This is a genomic window from Sulfitobacter noctilucicola (genome assembly GCF_000622385.1).
In the GTDB taxonomy this organism is placed as follows: domain Bacteria; phylum Pseudomonadota; class Alphaproteobacteria; order Rhodobacterales; family Rhodobacteraceae; genus Sulfitobacter; species Sulfitobacter noctilucicola.
Genome location: NZ_JASD01000008.1, coordinates 3,007,274 through 3,024,053 on the forward strand (window position 1 = coordinate 3,007,274; position 16,780 = coordinate 3,024,053).

The 16,780-nt window shown below is 58.9% G+C and carries 19 protein-coding genes and 1 tRNA gene; 6 read left to right on the forward strand and 14 right to left on the reverse strand.

Annotation, left to right across the window (positions count from 1 at the left end):
- Window positions 1-40: 40 nt before the first annotated feature.
- Window positions 41-646 carry an SMC-Scp complex subunit ScpB gene (gene scpB, locus Z946_RS0118265; protein ID WP_260168434.1) on the forward strand — a complete coding sequence of 202 codons (606 nt, stop codon included), beginning with the start codon at window positions 41-43 and terminating at the stop codon, window positions 644-646.
- Between the two features lie 84 nt (window positions 647-730).
- Window positions 731-988 carry a hypothetical protein gene (locus Z946_RS0118275; protein WP_025057164.1) on the forward strand — a complete coding sequence of 86 codons (258 nt, stop codon included), beginning with the start codon at window positions 731-733 and terminating at the stop codon, window positions 986-988.
- A gap of 13 nt (window positions 989-1,001) precedes the next feature.
- On the opposite strand, the gene Z946_RS0118280 is transcribed toward Z946_RS0118275, so the two are convergent.
- The 8 genes from Z946_RS0118280 to Z946_RS0118315 all read right to left on the reverse strand — a co-directional run bounded on the left by Z946_RS0118280 (window position 1,002) and on the right by Z946_RS0118315 (window position 7,020).
- Window positions 1,002-2,090, reverse strand: coding sequence for a 2'-deoxycytidine 5'-triphosphate deaminase (locus Z946_RS0118280; RefSeq protein ID WP_025057165.1), 1,089 nt, complete (start codon window positions 2,088-2,090; stop codon window positions 1,002-1,004).
- Between the two features lie 67 nt (window positions 2,091-2,157).
- Window positions 2,158-2,234: transfer RNA gene (locus Z946_RS0118285), tRNA-Pro, on the reverse strand.
- 60 nt (window positions 2,235-2,294) lie between these two features.
- Window positions 2,295-3,533, reverse strand: a complete 1,239-nt coding sequence (locus Z946_RS21860) for a MerR family transcriptional regulator (protein ID WP_025057166.1) — start codon at window positions 3,531-3,533, stop codon at window positions 2,295-2,297.
- 4 nt (window positions 3,534-3,537) lie between these two features.
- Window positions 3,538-3,840 (reverse strand): integration host factor subunit alpha, encoded by a 303-nt coding sequence (gene ihfA, locus Z946_RS0118295; RefSeq protein WP_025057167.1) that lies wholly within the window; start codon window positions 3,838-3,840, stop codon window positions 3,538-3,540.
- 99 nt (window positions 3,841-3,939) lie between these two features.
- A complete protein-coding gene (locus tag Z946_RS0118300) occupies window positions 3,940-4,923 on the reverse strand; it encodes a beta-ketoacyl-ACP synthase III (protein WP_037969292.1) in 984 nt (327 codons plus the stop codon).
- Complete coding sequence (gene plsX / locus Z946_RS0118305) at window positions 4,920-6,011, reverse strand: phosphate acyltransferase PlsX (RefSeq protein WP_025057169.1); 1,092 nt, start codon at window positions 6,009-6,011, stop codon at window positions 4,920-4,922. The genes Z946_RS0118300 and plsX overlap by 4 nt, the downstream gene beginning before the upstream one ends.
- 45 nt (window positions 6,012-6,056) lie before the next feature.
- Window positions 6,057-6,263, reverse strand: a complete 207-nt coding sequence (gene rpmF, locus Z946_RS0118310) for a 50S ribosomal protein L32 (RefSeq protein WP_025057170.1) — start codon at window positions 6,261-6,263, stop codon at window positions 6,057-6,059.
- 205 nt (window positions 6,264-6,468) lie between these two features.
- Complete coding sequence (locus tag Z946_RS0118315; RefSeq protein WP_025057171.1) at window positions 6,469-7,020, reverse strand: YceD family protein; 552 nt, start codon at window positions 7,018-7,020, stop codon at window positions 6,469-6,471.
- 124 nt (window positions 7,021-7,144) lie between these two features.
- Here Z946_RS0118315 and Z946_RS0118320 point away from each other — a divergent pair, with 124 nt between their 5' ends.
- From Z946_RS0118320 to Z946_RS0118330, 3 genes are all read left to right on the forward strand, one after another.
- Window positions 7,145-7,576 (forward strand): outer membrane protein assembly factor BamE, encoded by a 432-nt coding sequence (locus Z946_RS0118320; RefSeq protein WP_241461351.1) that lies wholly within the window; start codon window positions 7,145-7,147, stop codon window positions 7,574-7,576.
- 35 nt (window positions 7,577-7,611) lie between these two features.
- Window positions 7,612-8,367 carry a GNAT family N-acetyltransferase gene (locus Z946_RS0118325; RefSeq protein ID WP_037969293.1) on the forward strand — a complete coding sequence of 252 codons (756 nt, stop codon included), beginning with the start codon at window positions 7,612-7,614 and terminating at the stop codon, window positions 8,365-8,367.
- 65 nt (window positions 8,368-8,432) lie between these two features.
- Window positions 8,433-10,244: an ABC-F family ATP-binding cassette domain-containing protein gene (locus Z946_RS0118330; protein ID WP_025057174.1), complete on the forward strand. Its 1,812-nt coding sequence runs from the start codon at window positions 8,433-8,435 to the stop codon at window positions 10,242-10,244.
- On the opposite strand, the gene Z946_RS0118335 is transcribed toward Z946_RS0118330, so the two are convergent.
- Complete coding sequence (locus Z946_RS0118335; protein ID WP_037969985.1) at window positions 10,241-11,080, reverse strand: GNAT family N-acetyltransferase; 840 nt, start codon at window positions 11,078-11,080, stop codon at window positions 10,241-10,243. The two genes, Z946_RS0118330 and Z946_RS0118335, sit on opposite strands and share 4 nt — an antisense overlap.
- Window positions 11,081-11,125: 45 nt before the next feature.
- Window positions 11,126-12,376 carry a tyrosine--tRNA ligase gene (gene tyrS, locus Z946_RS0118340; protein ID WP_025057176.1) on the reverse strand — a complete coding sequence of 417 codons (1,251 nt, stop codon included), beginning with the start codon at window positions 12,374-12,376 and terminating at the stop codon, window positions 11,126-11,128.
- An 88-nt stretch (window positions 12,377-12,464) separates the two neighbouring features.
- On the opposite strand from tyrS, the gene Z946_RS0118345 reads away from it, so the two are divergent.
- The gene (locus Z946_RS0118345; RefSeq protein ID WP_025057177.1) at window positions 12,465-13,571 is read left to right on the forward strand and encodes an anhydro-N-acetylmuramic acid kinase; all 1,107 of its coding nucleotides are present in this window, start codon (window positions 12,465-12,467) and stop codon (window positions 13,569-13,571) included.
- Here the strand turns inward: Z946_RS0118345 and Z946_RS0118350 are convergent, their stop codons facing one another.
- The 4 genes from Z946_RS0118350 to eno are packed head-to-tail and all read right to left on the reverse strand — an operon-like array spanning window position 13,572 to window position 16,744.
- Window positions 13,572-14,483 carry a fatty acid desaturase gene (locus Z946_RS0118350; protein ID WP_025057178.1) on the reverse strand — a complete coding sequence of 304 codons (912 nt, stop codon included), beginning with the start codon at window positions 14,481-14,483 and terminating at the stop codon, window positions 13,572-13,574.
- Window positions 14,484-14,485: 2 nt separating this feature from the next.
- Window positions 14,486-14,917, reverse strand: a complete 432-nt coding sequence (locus Z946_RS0118355; protein ID WP_025057179.1) for a cupin domain-containing protein — start codon at window positions 14,915-14,917, stop codon at window positions 14,486-14,488.
- Window positions 14,914-15,429, reverse strand: a complete 516-nt coding sequence (locus Z946_RS0118360) for a GNAT family N-acetyltransferase (RefSeq protein WP_025057180.1) — start codon at window positions 15,427-15,429, stop codon at window positions 14,914-14,916. Before Z946_RS0118360 ends, Z946_RS0118355 begins: the two co-directional genes overlap by 4 nt.
- 40 nt (window positions 15,430-15,469) lie before the next feature.
- Window positions 15,470-16,744, reverse strand: a complete 1,275-nt coding sequence (gene eno / locus Z946_RS0118365; RefSeq protein WP_025057181.1) for a phosphopyruvate hydratase — start codon at window positions 16,742-16,744, stop codon at window positions 15,470-15,472.
- Between the last annotated feature and the right edge of the window lie 36 nt (window positions 16,745-16,780).

A 16,780-nucleotide genomic window follows, 5' to 3' on the forward strand; every position in this document is an offset into this window, starting at 1 on the left:
GATTGAAGAAAAAGAAGAAAGCCTGTTTGAAGCGCCACCCATGGCAGAGCAGGAACGGATGATCGAAGCGGTTCTATTCGCGACGTCCGAGCCTGTCACGATCAAGGAGCTGGAAGCGCGTATGCCCCACGGTTGTGATGCGGCAGAGGCGATGGTGTACCTACGCAAACGCTATGAGGGACGCGGGGTCGACATTAGTAAGGTGGGGGATGGATACGCCATGCGTACGGCTGCCGATCTGGGTTTCCTGATGCAGAAGGAAACCGTCGAAGTCCGCAAGTTGAGCCGGGCCGCGATCGAGACACTTGCGATCATCGCCTATCACCAGCCCGTCACCCGCGCCGAGATTGAAGAAATCCGCGGTGTCTCTGTTTCACGCGGTACGGTCGATCAACTGCTTGAAATGGAGTGGATCCGCTTTGGCCGCCGCAAGATGACTCCGGGGCGACCGGTCACCTTTGTCGTGACCCAAACATTTCTGGATCACTTCGGGCTTGAGAATGCCCGCGATCTGCCGGGATTGAAAGAATTGCGCTCTGCCGGACTTTTGGAAAACCGTCCGCCGCCGGGACTGGGCCCGCAACTGGGCGATGGCGACATCGAGGAAGAGACAACCGAAGGACAGTCAGAGCTGTTCGAAGACTAGTGAAATGCAGAAAAACAGTTTAAAACGCCTGAAAATCGCCGCATTCGATCCTATATATGAGGATGAGGCAGAAAAGGATCAGACATGAACCAGATTATAAACATGGTCATTCGGCAAGTTATGAACCAACTGGTGCGGCGCGGTGTGAACGCCGGTTTTGACCGGATGGGCCGCAAGGCGCAGCCACCGCAGCGTGCGGGTGGTGCGCAAGTCGTTGACGAAAACGGGAATGCCGTAGAACAACTGACACCCGAAGAGCGCCGCCAGCAGCGTCACGCACGCCAGCAGGCGCGTCAGGCAAAGCAGTCCATGAAAGCAATGCGGCGCATCACACGGCTATAAGCGCCGCAAAGACCTAGCTCTTGAAGTGTTTCGATAGCTTGAGGCCCTGACCTTGGTAATTTGACGCCAGATCCGCCCCGTAAAGTTGCGTGGGCGGTGCCATCATCCGTTCATAGACCAACCGGCCCACAACCTGCCCATGCTCCAGCACAAACGGAGCTTCATGACAGCGAACTTCGAGAACACCGCGTGATCCCGCACCGCCTGCAGAGGCGTGACCAAAGCCGGGGTCGAAAAAGCCGGCATAATGCACACGGAATTCACCGACCATCGCCAGATAAGGCGCCATTTCGGCGGCGTAGTCGGGCGGAATTGTCACCGCCTCGCGACTGACAAGAATATAGAAGGCACCGGGGTCGAGGATGATCTGGCCGTTGGAGGAATGAACTTCCTCCCAATAGTCAGCCGGATCGTAGAACCCGATATTGTCAAGGTCGATCACACCTGTATGCGGCTTGGCACGGTAGCCCACAAGCGTGGTCCCGGGCAGCTTGAGGTCGACCGAGAAACCCAACCCTTCGTCAATGACCGCCTCACCGTTTACGAGCGGTGTCTGGGCGTGCAAGGCACGCAGCGCGGTATCATCGAGGACAGCATCACCTGTGCCAAACCGGATCTGGTTCAGGCGCATGCCTGGACGCACCAGCACCGAGAACGAGCGCGGACAGATCTCAGCATAGAGCGGCCCCGAGTAGCCGGGAGCGATGCGGTCAAACTCGGTGCCGCCATCGGTAATGGTGCGGGTTAGGAGGTCGAGCCGTCCGGTTGAGCTTTTGGCGTTGGCCACGGCTGATACACCGGAGGGTAGGTCCAGACGCTCCATCAGCGGGACCACGTAGACGCAGCCTTTTTCCAGCACAGCACCGCCGTTAAGATCGACGCGATGCATCTCGAATTCCTGCAGACGGTCGACCACGGCTGCACCATGGCCCGCCAGAAAGGATGCCCGCACGCGGTAGGCCACATCACCCAAGCGCAGATCTAGACTGGCAGGTTGAATTTGCTCTGGCGTAACGGCAGGACGCGCGGTGATTTCGCCCGTCTCGATCATGCGGGCGATCAGTTGGTTGGGGATCACCCCCTGAGCAGCATCCTGTGCCATATCGTGGCCTTTCAAAATGCAAACGCCTGCGCACCCGTAAGGGCCGCAGGCGTTTGTGAAATGTCGGTGGTCGGGCTAGCAGGACTCGAACCTGCGACCTTCCGTCCCCCAGACGGACGCGCTACCAGGCTGCGCCATAGCCCGACATGTGGGCGTACATACCTGATCTTGTCAGGCGTGCAAGAGATAAACGTGCCCATGGGATTAGTCTGCTGTGTCCTGCGGCGCAGGGTTTCTTCGGCGGGCTGCCATCGAATCGCGCAGGATCGTGAGCTTGGACAAAAGCGGTGCGATCTGGCGGGCCTGATCCTTGCTCAGGTGCCGCGTACGGATCGCCTGAGAGAGCAGCGCAGGCTTGGCGTCGAACTCGTTTTCGGGTGTGAAAGGCGGCAGATCAATGATGCGCGGCTTGAGGGCGGCAGGCTCGGCTTCGACTGGTTCGTCGGCGGTTGCCTCCTGTGGCTCTGGTACCGGTGTGTCGGTCGCAGGCTCTGCTGCCGCATGCTCTGGCTCAGCCGGTTCCGGTTCGCTTTCGGCGGTGGGTTCGGCGCTTTCTGCTGGCGCATTATCGGTCGGCTCCGCTTGGTCGTTCATCGGGCGACGCAAGAAAGCGGGCAGGGTGGCGGTTGTGTCGTTGTCGTCTGTTTCATCGTCGTCGGCTTTGCGCGCGCTGACGGTATCGTCTTCGTTTTGTATTGCTTCTTCCGAATGGGCGATTGGCTCGGACACTTCTTCAGCGTTTTGCGCCATTACATCTTCAGATCCGTCCAGCGCGTCTTCTTCAGCGGCTTCGCCGGTTTCCGGCTTTACAGGAGGCTCTGGCGTCTCCGCTACGGCCTCGACCTCTGTTGAAGCGTCATCTTGTGATACTTCTTCAGCAGGTTGAGAGAAAAGATCATCGGTTTTGGCCTCTGTCGCGCTTTGAGGTTCGGGTTCCGGTTCCTCTTTTTCTGCAGGCGCGTCGGGGGCCGCTTCTGTCAGCGGCTCCGGAGTAGGCCCTGGCTCTGATACAGCTTCCGGTTCCGCCGCTTTGGTGACGCTGACATCCGGCTCTGCCGCTTTGGGCGCGTCGAAATTCAGGACAACGCCTTTTTCTTCCGGCTCCGGCACGGCCTCTTCCAGCATGGGGGCCTCGGGCGTGTCGTCAATCTCGGATTGCGTCAGCTCGTCCAGTTGCGGCGAAAGGGCGGCCACATGGCTCATGCCTTCTTCGCGCAGGATTTTCTGCACGCCTTTGATGGTCAGCCCGTCTTCATGTAGTAACTGTTTGATTCCACCCAGCAATTGCATGTCGGAAGGACGATAGTAGCGTCTGCCGCCTGCACGTTTGATGGGGCGGACCTGGGTGAACTTGCTTTCCCAGAAGCGCAGCACATGCGCTTGGATGCCCAGCCAGTCAGCGACTTCGGAGATCGTGCGAAAGGCGTCTGGCGATTTGGACATCAGATCAGGACTTGTTGCCGTCGGCGACCCGGTCTTTCATCAGGTGCGAGGGACGGAAGGTCAGAACGCGACGGGGATTGATCGGCACCTCTTCGCCGGTCTTGGGATTGCGGCCGACACGAGCGGTTTTGTCACGCACCGAGAATGTACCGAATGAGGAGATTTTCACCTGCTGGCCGGTCACCAATGCGTCTGACATGTGATCCAGAACCGCTTCAACCAGTTGTGCACTTTCGTTGCGGGAAAGACCGACTTCGCGGAAGACCGCTTCGCTCAGGTCCATGCGCGTCAAGGTTTTATTCGTCATCCCAATCCCCCGGAAGTTTCATATACCTTAAACGCGGGCAAATTTCAGAGTCAATATCAATGGCTTGCGCAGGCGTCTTTATGCACGCGGATCAGCGGTTTACCATCTTAGAACAACAGCGCCCCACGCCAGTCCGCCGCCAATCGCTTCGGTCACAATCAGGTCGCCCTGTTTGATCTGGCCTCGCTGGCGACCCACAGAAAGGGCCAGCGGGATAGAGGCCGCAGAGGTGTTGCCGTGGTCCTGAACCGTCACAACAACGTTGTCCATCGGCAGGTCGAGCTTTTTGGCAGTGCCCTGAATGATGCGGATGTTGGCCTGATGCGGAACGACCCAGTCGATGTCGGCGGTGGTGACACCGGCACGCTCCATCGCTGTGGTGGCCGTGGCGGCAAGCTTGCCTACCGCATGGCGGAACACCTGATTGCCCTGCATGCGCAGATAGCCGCTGGTGCCTGTGCTAACACCACCGTCCACATAAAGCAGATCTCGGTAGCGTCCGTCGGAATTCAGGTCCGTCGAGAGGATACCGCGATCGGTCGGTGCGCCCGTTCCGTTCTGCGCTTCCAGCAAGACAGCCCCCGCGCCGTCGCCGAAAAGCACGCAAGTGGACCGGTCCGTCCAGTCCATGATCTTGCTGAAGGTTTCCGCCCCGATCACCAGCACACGGCGGGCCTGACCGGAAACGATCAGCGCGTTCGCGTTGGTCAACGCAAAGACGAACCCTGCACAAACGGCCTGAACATCAAAGGCATAGCCCTGTTTCATGCCCAACTGGGCCTGAACCATGGTCGCGGCAGAGGGGAAGGTGAAATCAGCGGTAGAGGTTGCCAGTACGATGGCATCCACATCATCCGCCGTCAGGCCTGCGTCATCCAGCGCGGCCTGCGCTGCCGCTGTGGCCATCATCGATGTCGTCTCACCCTCGGCGGCGAAGTGGCGGCGCTCAATGCCTGAACGGGTACGGATCCATTCGTCGTTCGTATCCAGCGCCGCCTCGAATTCTGCATTTTCGACCACGCGTTCAGGCAGATAGTGCCCGCAGCCGATCACCACAGCACGCAGGTTGTTTCCAGCGGTCATTCGGCGGCTCCTTCGGCGGGCAGGGCGGCCGCAACACGGGCGGCCAGCTTGTCATTGAACTGGTTGGCAGAGAGTTGTGCCGCAAGCTTGATCGCGGCGGAGATGCCGGTGGCATCCGCGGAGCCATGGGATTTGACCACGGTGCCGTTTAAGCCCAGAAACACCCCGCCATTCACGCGGCGCGGATCGATCTTTTGTTGCAGACGCATCAGCGAGCGGTACGCCAGTACCGAAGAGATGCGCGACAAAATGGAATAGGAAAACGCTTCACGCAGGCGGGCACCGATCAGGCTGGCGGTGCCTTCGCCGGTCTTGATAGCCACGTTTCCGGTGAACCCATCAGTCACAATCACATCTGCGGTGTCGCCGGAAATGTCGCCGCCTTCCACAAAGCCGACAAAAGCGTAGCCCGCGTCGGACGCGTGATCGCGAATCAGATCGTAGGCTTCTTTCAGTTCGGCGCGGCCTTTGTGCTCTTCCGTTCCGACATTCAGCAGACCGACGCGGGGTTTGGCAATGTCCATGCCGTTGCGGGCATAAGAAACCCCCATCAGGGCAAAGCGCATCAGATCGTCTGCATCGGCTTTGATGTCTGCGCCGACATCCAGCATGACGTTAAAGCCCTGCGCGGTGGCGGCAGGATAAAGAACCGCAATGGCAGGCCGGTTGACGCCGGGCAGCTTGCGCAGGCGGATCATCGACAGGGCCATCAATGCGCCGGTGTTACCACAGGACACGGCCACAGCCGCATCACCGGTGCGCACCGATTCGATGGCCGACCACATGGAGGTGTCCTTGCCCGTGCGCACGACCTGACTGGGCTTGTCATCCATCGTGACCACATCCGCCGCATGGCGGACATCACAGCGGCCCTGCAGTTCAGCATACTTGGCGATCAGCGGGGTCAGCTGTTCGGAATCACCGTGCAAAACGAAAGCGATGTCGGGATTGATGCGTGCAGACAAAGAACACCCGGCAACAACGGCTGCCGGGCCTTTATCCCCGCCCATGGCATCCACCGAAATCAGTGTGCGCGCTTTGGTACGGGCAGGGGCAAGTGCGTCAGTATGATCGGTCGGTGCCGTCATGGATGCGCATGCCTCTTTATGTTGTGCGACGAAACTGAGCCCAGCTTAGGCCGCGTCGTCTTCCAGGTCGATCTCTTCTGACAGAGCGACGATTTCTTTTTCGTCGTAGTGACCGCAGGATGCACAGATGTGGTGCGGGCGCTTCAGCTCACCACAGTTGGAGCATTCGTTCGGGTTCGCAGCGGTGAGCGAATCGTGCGCACGGCGATTGTTGCGGCGCGACTTGGAAACTTTATTCTGCTGGACAGCCATGTCTGGTGCCTTTGTCATTCGGGGGGTTCGGGCAAATGGCCACAAACCCCGTGTTTCAGGTTCCCCGGATTGGGTGTTCCGCCGCTTTAGGCAAAGCGGCAGGCGATGTCCAACCTTAATTCGGGTGAGGGCGGCAAAATACTGCGAAATGCGCAGGGTGCAAGCTTAAATCTGCCAGCCTGACGCTTCCTTGCCGGTCAGGTTTCTATGTGTCGTCTTTTGACAGCTTGTCCCTGATTGCGGCCAGACCTGCGAAGGGGCGTGCATCTTCGTCTGTCATGGGGGCTTCGCCGGGTTTGGTATAGACGAGCTGGCCCAGTTCGGCTTCGTCCTTGCGCGGATAATCCGGCACGGCGAGCACCAGCGCTTCCATCATGACAACCGCAGGATCAATCCATGTGCCAAGAGGTTCAACATTTTCCTCTACCGTCATTTCGGCCTCGGGCTCGTCGGGGTCTTCGTATTCACGGATGAACTGGCGGACTACATCGGTGTCTATGCGCGTGGTCACAGGGTCCAGGGTGACGACACAGGGCTGTACCACGGTCGCACCAAGACGTCCTTCGAGAACCCAGTCGCTGCTGCCAAGCGGCTTGATCCTGCCCTGAAAGCTGAGTTTTCGAAGCGCGGAAAGATCAAGTTCCTGTGCAATCGCATTTATCTGAGCGTCGTCTGGGCGCAGTGAAAAAGCGTTTTCTGCCGTTTGGGAAAGGGTCGAGACGCGGATTGCCGTCCGGCTGGGGCTTGGCTGTGCCATATCTGGCCTACTTTCGTTTCTTGAACACAAGGTACTGCTTGGTGTATGCGGAATAAAAGCCAGACGTTGCAAGGGCAAGAGGGCAGACCACATGCGCACCATTCGCCGAAGACCTCTTCGAACCATGCAGGCTGCTGCACTTGTGACGGCGCTTGGCCTGAGCGGTTGTGCGCCTCAATTTTCGAACCACGGGTATATTCCGCCCGAAGATGATCTTGAACTGATCAGCATCGGTGCCGATACGCGCGAAAGTGTTGCGGAGAAAGTCGGCGTTCCGACGTCGTCAGGTGTTCTGACAGATAGTGCCTACTACTATGTGCGCATGCGGACCCGTACGATCGGGCCGCTTGCCCCTCAAGAGATCGAACGGCAGGTCTTGTCCATCAGCTTTGCCGATAATGGTGTTGTCGAGAACATCGAACGCTTCGGTCTGGAGCGTGGACAGGTTGTGCCGCTCTCGCGGCGTGTGACGACCTCGCCGGTCAGCGACAATTCCTTCCTGCGTCAACTCTTGGGCAATATCGGACGCTTCAGCCCGTCGGCCCTTGGGGGCTGACGCCGGATGACGCTTGAACTGCGGGGCTAGCGTACATGACCTATCATAATCCGGCACCGCAGAGCCTGATCCTTCTTGAAAAAGGCCGCTATACCGTCCGTGTTGCTGCCACAGCACCGGACATTGCGCGCACGCAGCAACTTCGCGCCTTGTGCTTTGGTATTGGCAGCGATGCCGATCAGGATGTCTATGACAGCCGCTGTACCCATATTCTGATCGAAGACCACCAGCAGGGCGATATCGTCTGCTGCTTCCGTTTGATGATGCTAGAAGGCAAAGATCTGGGGGACAGCTATGCCGCGCAATACTACGACGTGTCAGGGTTGGCAGCCTATCCCGGGTTGATGATGGAATTGGGACGGTTTTGCGTGGCACCCAACCGGCAGGACAGCGACATCATTCGCCTTGCCTGGGCCGCGATGACAGATTTTGTGGATCGGCAGGGCATCTCGATGCTGTTCGGTTGTTCCTCTTTTGCCGGGGTGGAGGCCGACAAGTACCTTGATGCTTTCGCACTATTGCGTGCCCGCCATCTCGCGCCGGAACGTTGGGCTCCGCGCACAGGATCGGCAGAGGTATTCCGCTACGGGGCCCAGTTGCGCCGCACGCCAGATGTGAAGCGCGCCAACGCTTGCATGCCACCGCTTTTGCGGACCTATCTGCTGATGGGGGGGTGGGTCAGCGACCATGCGGTGATCGACCGCGCCATGAACACGCTGCATGTCTTCACAGGTCTGGAAATTGCGGCCATTCCCGAGAACCGCAAGCGCCTGTTGCGCGCTTTGGTTTGAGTTTATTGACCTAGTGAAGCACGGGGCGCGTTGACCTTTCTAGGGGCGGCGGTTAGCTGAGCCGCATGGCACGTGCACCTCTTTTACAACTCAATGAAATTTCCCTGACATTCGGGGGCGATCCGGTTTTCGATGGGCTGTCGCTTGTCGTTCAGCCCGGCGACCGTGTTGCACTGGTCGGGCGCAACGGATCGGGCAAATCTACCTTGATGAAGGTGATGGCCGGACTGGTCGAAGCAGACCGCGGTGATGTGATCGCAGGCCCAGGCGTTTCTGTTGGCTATATGGAGCAAGACCCTGATCTGAGCGGGTACGAAACGCTCGGTGCTTTTGCATCTGCTACGCTTGAGCCGTCAGAAATGTACAAAGTCGAGCGGGCAGGCGAAGGCCTCAAATTCGATCCTGACCGCCCTGTGGCCACAGCCAGCGGCGGGGAGCGGCGGCGTGCCGCACTCGCGCGGTTGATGGCGGAAGAGCCGGAGTTGATGTTGCTCGATGAGCCGACGAACCATCTTGATATCGAGGCGATCCGCTGGCTTGAGGATGAGCTGAAAGGCACACGCACGGCCTTTGTCATTATCAGCCACGACCGCGCATTTCTGCGTGAGCTAACACGTGCAACCCTCTGGATTGACAGAGGAATGGTGCGGCGGCAGGAAAAGGGGTTCGGTGAGTTCGAGGCTTGGCGCGATGCTGTCTGGGATGAAGAGGACATGCAGCGCCACAAGCTGAACCGCAAGATCAAGGCGGAGGCCCGTTGGGCGGTCGAGGGCATCTCGGCGCGGCGCAAGCGCAATCAGGGCCGCGTACGCGCCTTGCAGGATTTGCGGGCAGAACGCGCGTCACAGATTACCCGTCAGGGCACCGCAGCAATGGCGTTGGATGCCGGGCCAAAGTCCGGTCGCAAGGTGATCGAGGCTATCGGGATCACCAAACGTTTTGGCGACAAGACCATCGTAAAGGACTTTTCGCTCAAGGTGCAGCGCGGCGACCGCATTGCCCTTGTCGGGCCGAATGGCGTGGGCAAGACCACATTGCTGAACATGCTCATCGGTCGCGAGGCACCGGACGAGGGCGAGGTGACGCTGGGCACCAATCTGGCGCTGGCCCTGTTTGATCAGGCACGTGCACAGCTGGATGGAGACATGACCTTGTGGGAATCGCTGACCGGCGATCCTGACATGCGGGTGTCCGGCAAGGCCGATCAGGTGCTTGTGCGGGGCATGCCGAAACACGTTGTCGGCTACCTCAAGGAATTCCTGTTCGATGAAGGACAGGCGCGTGCGCCCGTGCGGTCACTGTCAGGTGGCGAAAAGGCGCGGTTGCTGCTGGCCAAGATCATGGCACGCGAAAGCAATCTGCTGGTGCTGGACGAACCGACAAACGATCTGGATGTCGAAACGCTTGATCTGCTTCAGGAGCTTCTGGGGCAATATGATGGCACGGTTATTCTGGTCAGCCACGACCGCGACTTCCTTGATCGTGTGGCGGCCACGACCATTGCGATGGAAGGCGACGGGCGGGCCACGGTCTATGCCGGTGGCTGGACGGATTATCTGTCGCAACGCGGGCAGGATGATTTCTCTTCAAGCGTTATCGAGACAAAGAAAGCGGCAGTTGCCAAGGCCGCGCCCAAGAAGGCAGAAAAGAAGGGACTGAGCTTTACCGAGAAGCACCGGCTGGAGGCACTGCCCGCCGAGCTGGACCGGTTGGGAGCAGAGATTGGCAAGCTGGAAGAGCTTTTGGCCGATCCGGATTTGTTCACGTCCGCACCGGTTAAGTTTAACAAAGCCACTCAAGCCCTTGTAGAGCGTCAGGAAAAGCTGGCAGCGGCTGAAGAAGAGTGGTTGCTGTTGGAAGAAAAATCCACCGGTTAGGCCTGTGCCAAGGCGGGTTGGGTAAAGCCCGGCCATACCAGATGCGTCCCACCCGTGCGGCGCGGTTGCCCGCCCGCACGACGTTTGAACCGGTCCAACCCCGGTGTGCGCCCATCCAGTACGCCTAGATCAATATCTCTCACATTGCTGCGGGCGAAATGGCTCGCTGCGCGCCAGAGCAACAGGTTATGGGCGCAAAGGTGGCGTCCCTCATTGGTTATGTGGCCGATGTGATATGTCGCACTTTGGCCGTGTGTCAGGAAAACCATGTGCGCGACCGATTCACCACGATGGGAGGCTGCGAAAACATGCGTCTGGTCCGGTGCAGTTAGGGCGAAAGCGGATGTGAGCGCCACCGGCCAGTTCAGGTAGCCGCGCGCGGCCGATTGGGCCGTCTCAAGCTTCAGGACCATACCTTTTGGGTCAGGATCCAGCCGGTTGCGTGTCACCGTAAGGTGATGCCCCTCAGCACGGACCAGTTGATTGCGCCACTTGGGGTGCAACGCATCACGCCGCGACTTTGCACAGCCGCTTAGGGGGAGCACCGACAGGGTGCGTGGCTTCATCACGCGCAGGCTTCGGCCCAAGCGGCAGGGCAATTCGGGCGACAACACGATCAGGCTTCGGTGCAGGCCGACATGGCGCAATTGTGCTGTCAAATCAGCGGGAGGACTGGCGCGAGGCAGCATCACGACACGCAAGCCGGCAAAACGGCGTTGAAGAATAGTCAATCCGCCCGGCAGAGTGACGGGCTTCTGGCCGCACATCCGCAACGCCTGCACGAAGGCGGGGTCTTGCATCAAGGGGGTGTGCGGCGTCGAAGCGTGATCGAGCATGGCCAATAGGGCCATGCTCTTGGTTAAATCACCGTTAAGATCGCTTTAGCCGATTTGCACAAGCGCGTGGCGCTTTTTGCCCGCGCTTAGTTTGACGGGGGATGCGAGCGTTTCAGCGTTCAGCATCAGACCTGCATCGGTGAGCGGTGCATCGTCGATCTTGGCTCCGTTTTCAGCAATCAGGCGCTTTGCCTCTTTACCTGAACCCGCAAGACCGGATTTAACGAGCAACTGTACGATAGAGATGCCGTCACCGATATCAGCCGCACTCAGCGTGAGGGTTGGCAAATCGTCGCCGACACCGCCTTTTTCAAACACCTCGCGTGCCGTAGCTTCGGCCGCAGCGGCGGCATCTGCGCCGTGCAGCAGCGTGGTGACTTCGTTGGCGAGGATAATCTTGGCAGCATTGATCTCGGAACCTTCAAGCGCGCCAAGCCGGTTGCATTCATCTACTGGAAGTTCGGTAAACAATTTCAGGAACTTGCCGGTGTCTGCGTCAGTTGTGTTGCGCCAGAATTGCCAGAATTCGTAAGACGACAGCATATCCCCGTTAAGCCATATTGCCCCGCCTTGGGACTTGCCCATCTTGCGTCCATCGGAGGTCGTCAGCAGCGGAGTGGTCAGGCCGTAAATCTCGTTATCAAGCACACGGCGCGTCAGGTCGATGCCGTTGACGATATTCCCCCACTGATCCGACCCGCCCATTTGCAACAGGCACCCGTAGCGGCGGTTCAGCTCAAGGAAATCGTAAGCCTGCAAGATCATGTAGTTAAATTCGAGGAAAGAAAGCGACTGTTCGCGGTCAAGTCGTGATTTGACACTTTCAAACGATAACATCCTGTTCACACTGAAATGCCGTCCGATGTCGCGCAGGAAATCGAGGTAGTTCAGCGTGTCCAGCCATTCTGCGTTGTTCAACATCAAGGCATCGGTCTTTGCATCGCCATATTGCAAATACTTTGCAAAAACCTGCTGCATTCCCTGAATGTTGGCCTCGATCTGCTCTGGCCCCAACAGCGGCCGTTCATCGCTGCGGAACGATGGGTCGCCCACTTTGGTTGTGCCGCCGCCCATCAGTGTAATCGGCTTATGACCGCATTTTTGAAGCCAGCGCAGCACCATGATGTTCATCAGGTGACCGACATGCAAGGATTTCGCCGTCGCGTCATAGCCGATATACGCAGGCACGACACCGGCGGAAAAAGCCTCATCCAGGCCCTGATAATCGGTGCAATCGGCCAGAAAACCGCGCTCCATCATCACCGCGATGAATTCCGATTTGGGATGGTAGGTCATATGTCTTGCCTCAGCTTGCGTTTGCGGGGCATCTATAGGCCCAAAGAGGGGCCGAGGGAAAGGCCCGCTAGCACGAGGCAGAGGGCAAATGAGCAAGGCGATTGGCAAGGAAGGTCCCGTGCGTGCTTTGGGCGCGATGTCTGGTACGTCTCTGGACGGAGTAGATGCGGCGGTTCTGGTGACAGACGGGCACGATATTATCCGGTTCGGAGAGGCGGCTTACCGGACATACACAGCCCAAGAGCGGTCTGTCATCGCTGCAGGATTTGGCAAATGGCGCGGGCCCGAGGTCCATGCCGCCGCTGAAGTCGTGGAGACCGCCCATGTCGCACTGCTGGATCCGATGGAGCGGCCGGATCTGATCGGCTTTCATGGTCAGACGCTGGCACATGCACCACGGACACAAGGGACCTTGCAAGTCGGTGACGGTGCCTTGCTGGCCGAGCGTTTGGGATGTCCGGTGGTCTGGGATTTCCGCAGCGCAGATGTGGAGTTGGGCGGCGAAGGCGCGCCGCTTGCCCCGTTCTTTCATCATGCGTGTGCGCGTTATGCCGGTATTACCGAACCTGTGGCGTTTCTAAATCTTGGCGGTGTAGGAAACCTGACGTGGGTGGACCCTGCGATCAAGCGGCCGGAGGAAGACGGCGCATTACTGGCCTTTGATACGGGGCCTGCCAACGCACCGATCAATGATCTGATGCAGGCGCGGCTGGGATTGCCTTTTGACGAAGAGGGCGCGCTTGCTGCTAGGGGTGTGGTGGAGCAGGGCGCATTGGAACTGTTTCTGGCCGAGCCCTATTTCGCCCGCATCCCGCCCAAATCTTTGGACCGCAACGATTTTGCCGAGATGGTCGCCCTTGTGAACGAGCTTTCGGATGCGGATGCTGCTGCGACCCTGACGGCGATGTGTGCCGCTGGCGTGGCCGAGGCGATGCAGCACTGCCCGCGCATGCCATCGCGCGTACTGGTGACAGGCGGGGGGCGTCACAATCCGGTTTTGATGCAGATGTTATCCGTCAGCCTTGAGTGCGCGGTGGCACCTGTCGAAGACATCGGGTTGGACGGTGACATGCTCGAAGCGCAGGCGTTTGCTTATCTTGCTGTGCGTGTGGCGCGTAGGTTGCCGACATCCTGCCCTGGCACCACAGGTGTGCGGGCCGCCGTAGGCGGTGGCACGGTGAGCATGCCGTCCTGATCAACCGTGCTTCGCTTCAGTTTGTTCTTCCAGTGACCGGACGTAGTCGCGGCTGAAGGCCGTGTAGCTTTCGGAGGTGGATTTGAGGTGACTGCGCACTTTCGTATGCAAGGCGGGCAAGGCGTGGAACGGCACCATGGGCATGGCGTGGTGTTCGGCGTGGTAGGGCATGTTCCACGCCACAGCGCGGATCACGCGGTTTGTGAAGGTGGTGCGCGTGTTCTCAAGCATATCCGCTACGGGTGGGCACAGCCCATGTTCGGCCAGAAGGTACACCCGCAGAAACGGCTGACCGATCAGCGCAGGCACCAGCCAGAGCCACAGGGCTAGTGGGCTAAACAAAAGCGACAGTGCGATCAGTGTGTAGAGCGCCAACAGAACACGCGCCTCGCGCCGGATCGCCCCATGTTTTCGCGGTGGCAGATAAGGCGCGTCGATCTTGTACCACGCATTGCGCCAGATCGTGAGGGCATTGCCCGACCAATAGCCCCAGCCGCTGAGGTACAGCGCAAGATCACGGCGTGTCGTGGGGCGGCCCCCTCCGGCAAGTTCGGGGTCGCGGTCCGGATCGTTGGTGTGTTTGTGATGCGCCAGATGAAAATAGCGAAACCACGTGAACGGCAACAGCAGCGGCAGCGCGACCAGATGTCCAACGATGTCACTGATTTTAGGGTGCGCAAAAGGGGTGGCGTGAGTGCATTCATGACTGAGCGTAAAAAGAAACACTATTGCAATGCCGTAGGGCACCATCAGCAGTGGCCAAAGGGGACCTTGCCCCGCGATATAAATTGCCATCAGGGCAAGCACGCCGAAATGACCGGCCAGATGGATCAGCCCTTTGCGGTTCGAGCGGGCGTGCAGCGCTTGTTTATCAACCGGATCAAGCGATTTTATGAACTGGATGTGGTCCATTGCTATCGGGCTCCGGTTCGCCGCGGAATGTCAAAGCCTTTCGGGGCGAGCGTGAACCCGTCGAAACTGAACCCGGGGCTGACGGTGCAGCTGACCAGCGTGAAATCGCCTGTCGTGCGCGCTGACTGCCAGTGGTTTTCCGGTACGATAATCTGCGGCTGGCCGTTCTTGAGGTCGGAGGTCAGTATATGCTCCTCCGCCGGACCCTCATCCGTTTCGCTCAGCGACAGGATCAATGGTGCTCCTGTATGATACAGCCAGATCTCGGTTGCATCGACGCGGTGCCAATGGCTTGCCTCACCTTCTTTGAGCAGAAAATAGATGCAGGTGCCGGTCGGGCGGCCCTTGTTCTGGGCAATCCACGTCTGACGGTAATAGCCGCCTTCGGGGTGCGGCGCGAGGTTAAGATGCGCGATGATCTGGTCGGCGGTCACAGCGGTCGCTCGTAGAATAGAAGCTCGGGCAGCACCTCTGGCGGGATGGGCTGATAGGGGCCGCAGGCGGCGAACCCCAATCGAGTGTAAAGGCGTTGCGCAGCATGCAGGCTTTTTGAGGTGTCCAGCACGATGCGGGTGAAACCATCCGATTTGGCTTGGGCGATCAAAGCCTCACAAAGCTGGGCGGCAACGCCTCTGCCCCGCGCTGCGTCGGCAACGAAGACACGTTTGATTTCAGAAATTTGCGCATCAAGCGCATGGGTCATGCCGCAACCCAGCGGGGTGCCATCCGCATCGCGGGCCAGCAAGATGGTGCCTTGCGGCCTCGCATGCAGGCGCGGCAGGTCGTCCATTAAGGCGCTATATTTCGGGACCGGATAGAAGGTCTCGGTGATCTCGCGGTCGATCTCTGTATTCGTAAGCAGAAAGTCGCGGTAAGCCCAGCAAAGCTGCCGCACTGCGTCCAAATCGGCCGGTTTTCTTACTTCGGTGAGGGTGATCTGTGACATCTGCGGGAGAGGGGCAGCGCAAGGCCGCCCCGTTCCTTGCTTATTTCAGGATGCTGCGTCCGGCATATTCCGCCGTCTCGCCCAGCATTTCCTCGATGCGGATCAGCTGGTTGTACTTTGCCAGCCTGTCAGAGCGCGCAAGCGAGCCGGTTTTGATCTGGCCGCAGTTTGTTGCCACGGCAAGGTCCGCAATCGTCGCATCTTCTGTTTCGCCCGAACGGTGTGACATCACGTTGGTGAAACCGGCGCGGTGCGCCATGTCCACGGCCTTGAGGGTTTCTGTCAATGTGCCAATCTGGTTGACCTTCACCAGCATCGAGTTGGCAGAGCCGCGCTTGATGCCTTCGGCCAGACGCGCGGGGTTGGTTACAAACAGATCGTCGCCCACCAGTTGTACTTTATCGCCCAACTTGTCGGTCAGTGCTTTCCAGCCGTCCCAGTCATCTTCGGACATGCCGTCTTCGATAGAGATAATGGGGTAATCCGCTACCAGTGCCGCAAGGTAATCCACATTCTCTGTGCTGGTCAGACTCTTGTTTTCGCCGGAAAATTCGTATTTTCCGTCTTTGTAGTATTCAGTCGCCGCACAATCGAGCGCGAGATACATATCATCGCCCGGCTTGTATCCGGCTTTTTCGATGGATTTCAGAATGAAATCAAGTGCATCTCGGGTAGAGCTGATGTTTGGTGCGAACCCGCCTTCATCGCCGATACCTGTCGACAGGCCTGCCGCTGACAGCTCGCCTTTCAGGGTGTGAAATACTTCGGCACCCATACGCACGGCGTCGCGGATGTTGTCCGCTGCCACTGGCATAATCATGAATTCCTGAATGTCGATCGGATTGTCCGCGTGTTCGCCGCCATTGATGATGTTCATCATCGGGACGGGCAGGACGCGGGCAGAGGTGCCTCCAACATAGCGAAACAGCGGTTGTGTGCAGTAGTCGGCCGCCGCCTTAGCAGACGCGAGGGAGACACCAAGGATCGCATTTGCGCCCAAACGTGCCTTGTTATCGGTGCCGTCCAGCTCGATCATGATCGCGTCGATCTCGACCTGTTCGGTTGCGTCGATGCCGACAAGCGCTTCGGCAATTTCGCCGTTGACTGCGGCACAGGCCTCGAGCACGCCTTTACCTTTGTAGCGGGCCTTGTCGCCATCGCGCCGCTCTACCGCTTCATAGGCACCTGTAGACGCACCGGATGGCACCGCAGCGCGTCCCATTGTGCCGTCTTCGAGGATCACGTCGACTTCGACAGTCGGATTGCCGCGGCTGTCGAGGATTTCGCGGGCGTGGATGTCGATGATGGTGCTCATGGCGCTGTCCTTATGGTTCTGGTCGCCCTGTCTTAA

Coding starts and splice junctions, on each gene's coding strand:
- scpB (WP_260168434.1), top strand. CDS start 41: ATGGCAGAGCAGGAACGGATGATCGAAGCGGTTCTATTCGCGACGTCC.
- Z946_RS0118275 (WP_025057164.1), top strand. CDS start 731: ATGAACCAGATTATAAACATGGTCATTCGGCAAGTTATGAACCAACTG.
- Z946_RS0118280 (WP_025057165.1), bottom strand. CDS start 2,090: ATGGCACAGGATGCTGCTCAGGGGGTGATCCCCAACCAACTGATCGCC.
- Z946_RS21860 (WP_025057166.1), bottom strand. CDS start 3,533: ATGTCCAAATCGCCAGACGCCTTTCGCACGATCTCCGAAGTCGCTGAC.
- ihfA (WP_025057167.1), bottom strand. CDS start 3,840: ATGACGAATAAAACCTTGACGCGCATGGACCTGAGCGAAGCGGTCTTC.
- Z946_RS0118300 (WP_037969292.1), bottom strand. CDS start 4,923: ATGACCGCTGGAAACAACCTGCGTGCTGTGGTGATCGGCTGCGGGCAC.
- plsX (WP_025057169.1), bottom strand. CDS start 6,011: ATGACGGCACCGACCGATCATACTGACGCACTTGCCCCTGCCCGTACC.
- rpmF (WP_025057170.1), bottom strand. CDS start 6,263: ATGGCTGTCCAGCAGAATAAAGTTTCCAAGTCGCGCCGCAACAATCGC.
- Z946_RS0118315 (WP_025057171.1), bottom strand. CDS start 7,020: ATGGCACAGCCAAGCCCCAGCCGGACGGCAATCCGCGTCTCGACCCTT.
- Z946_RS0118320 (WP_241461351.1), top strand. CDS start 7,145: ATGCAGGCTGCTGCACTTGTGACGGCGCTTGGCCTGAGCGGTTGTGCG.
- Z946_RS0118325 (WP_037969293.1), top strand. CDS start 7,612: ATGACCTATCATAATCCGGCACCGCAGAGCCTGATCCTTCTTGAAAAA.
- Z946_RS0118330 (WP_025057174.1), top strand. CDS start 8,433: ATGGCACGTGCACCTCTTTTACAACTCAATGAAATTTCCCTGACATTC.
- Z946_RS0118335 (WP_037969985.1), bottom strand. CDS start 11,080: ATGCTCGATCACGCTTCGACGCCGCACACCCCCTTGATGCAAGACCCC.
- tyrS (WP_025057176.1), bottom strand. CDS start 12,376: ATGACCTACCATCCCAAATCGGAATTCATCGCGGTGATGATGGAGCGC.
- Z946_RS0118345 (WP_025057177.1), top strand. CDS start 12,465: ATGAGCAAGGCGATTGGCAAGGAAGGTCCCGTGCGTGCTTTGGGCGCG.
- Z946_RS0118350 (WP_025057178.1), bottom strand. CDS start 14,483: ATGGACCACATCCAGTTCATAAAATCGCTTGATCCGGTTGATAAACAA.
- Z946_RS0118360 (WP_025057180.1), bottom strand. CDS start 15,429: ATGTCACAGATCACCCTCACCGAAGTAAGAAAACCGGCCGATTTGGAC.
- eno (WP_025057181.1), bottom strand. CDS start 16,744: ATGAGCACCATCATCGACATCCACGCCCGCGAAATCCTCGACAGCCGC.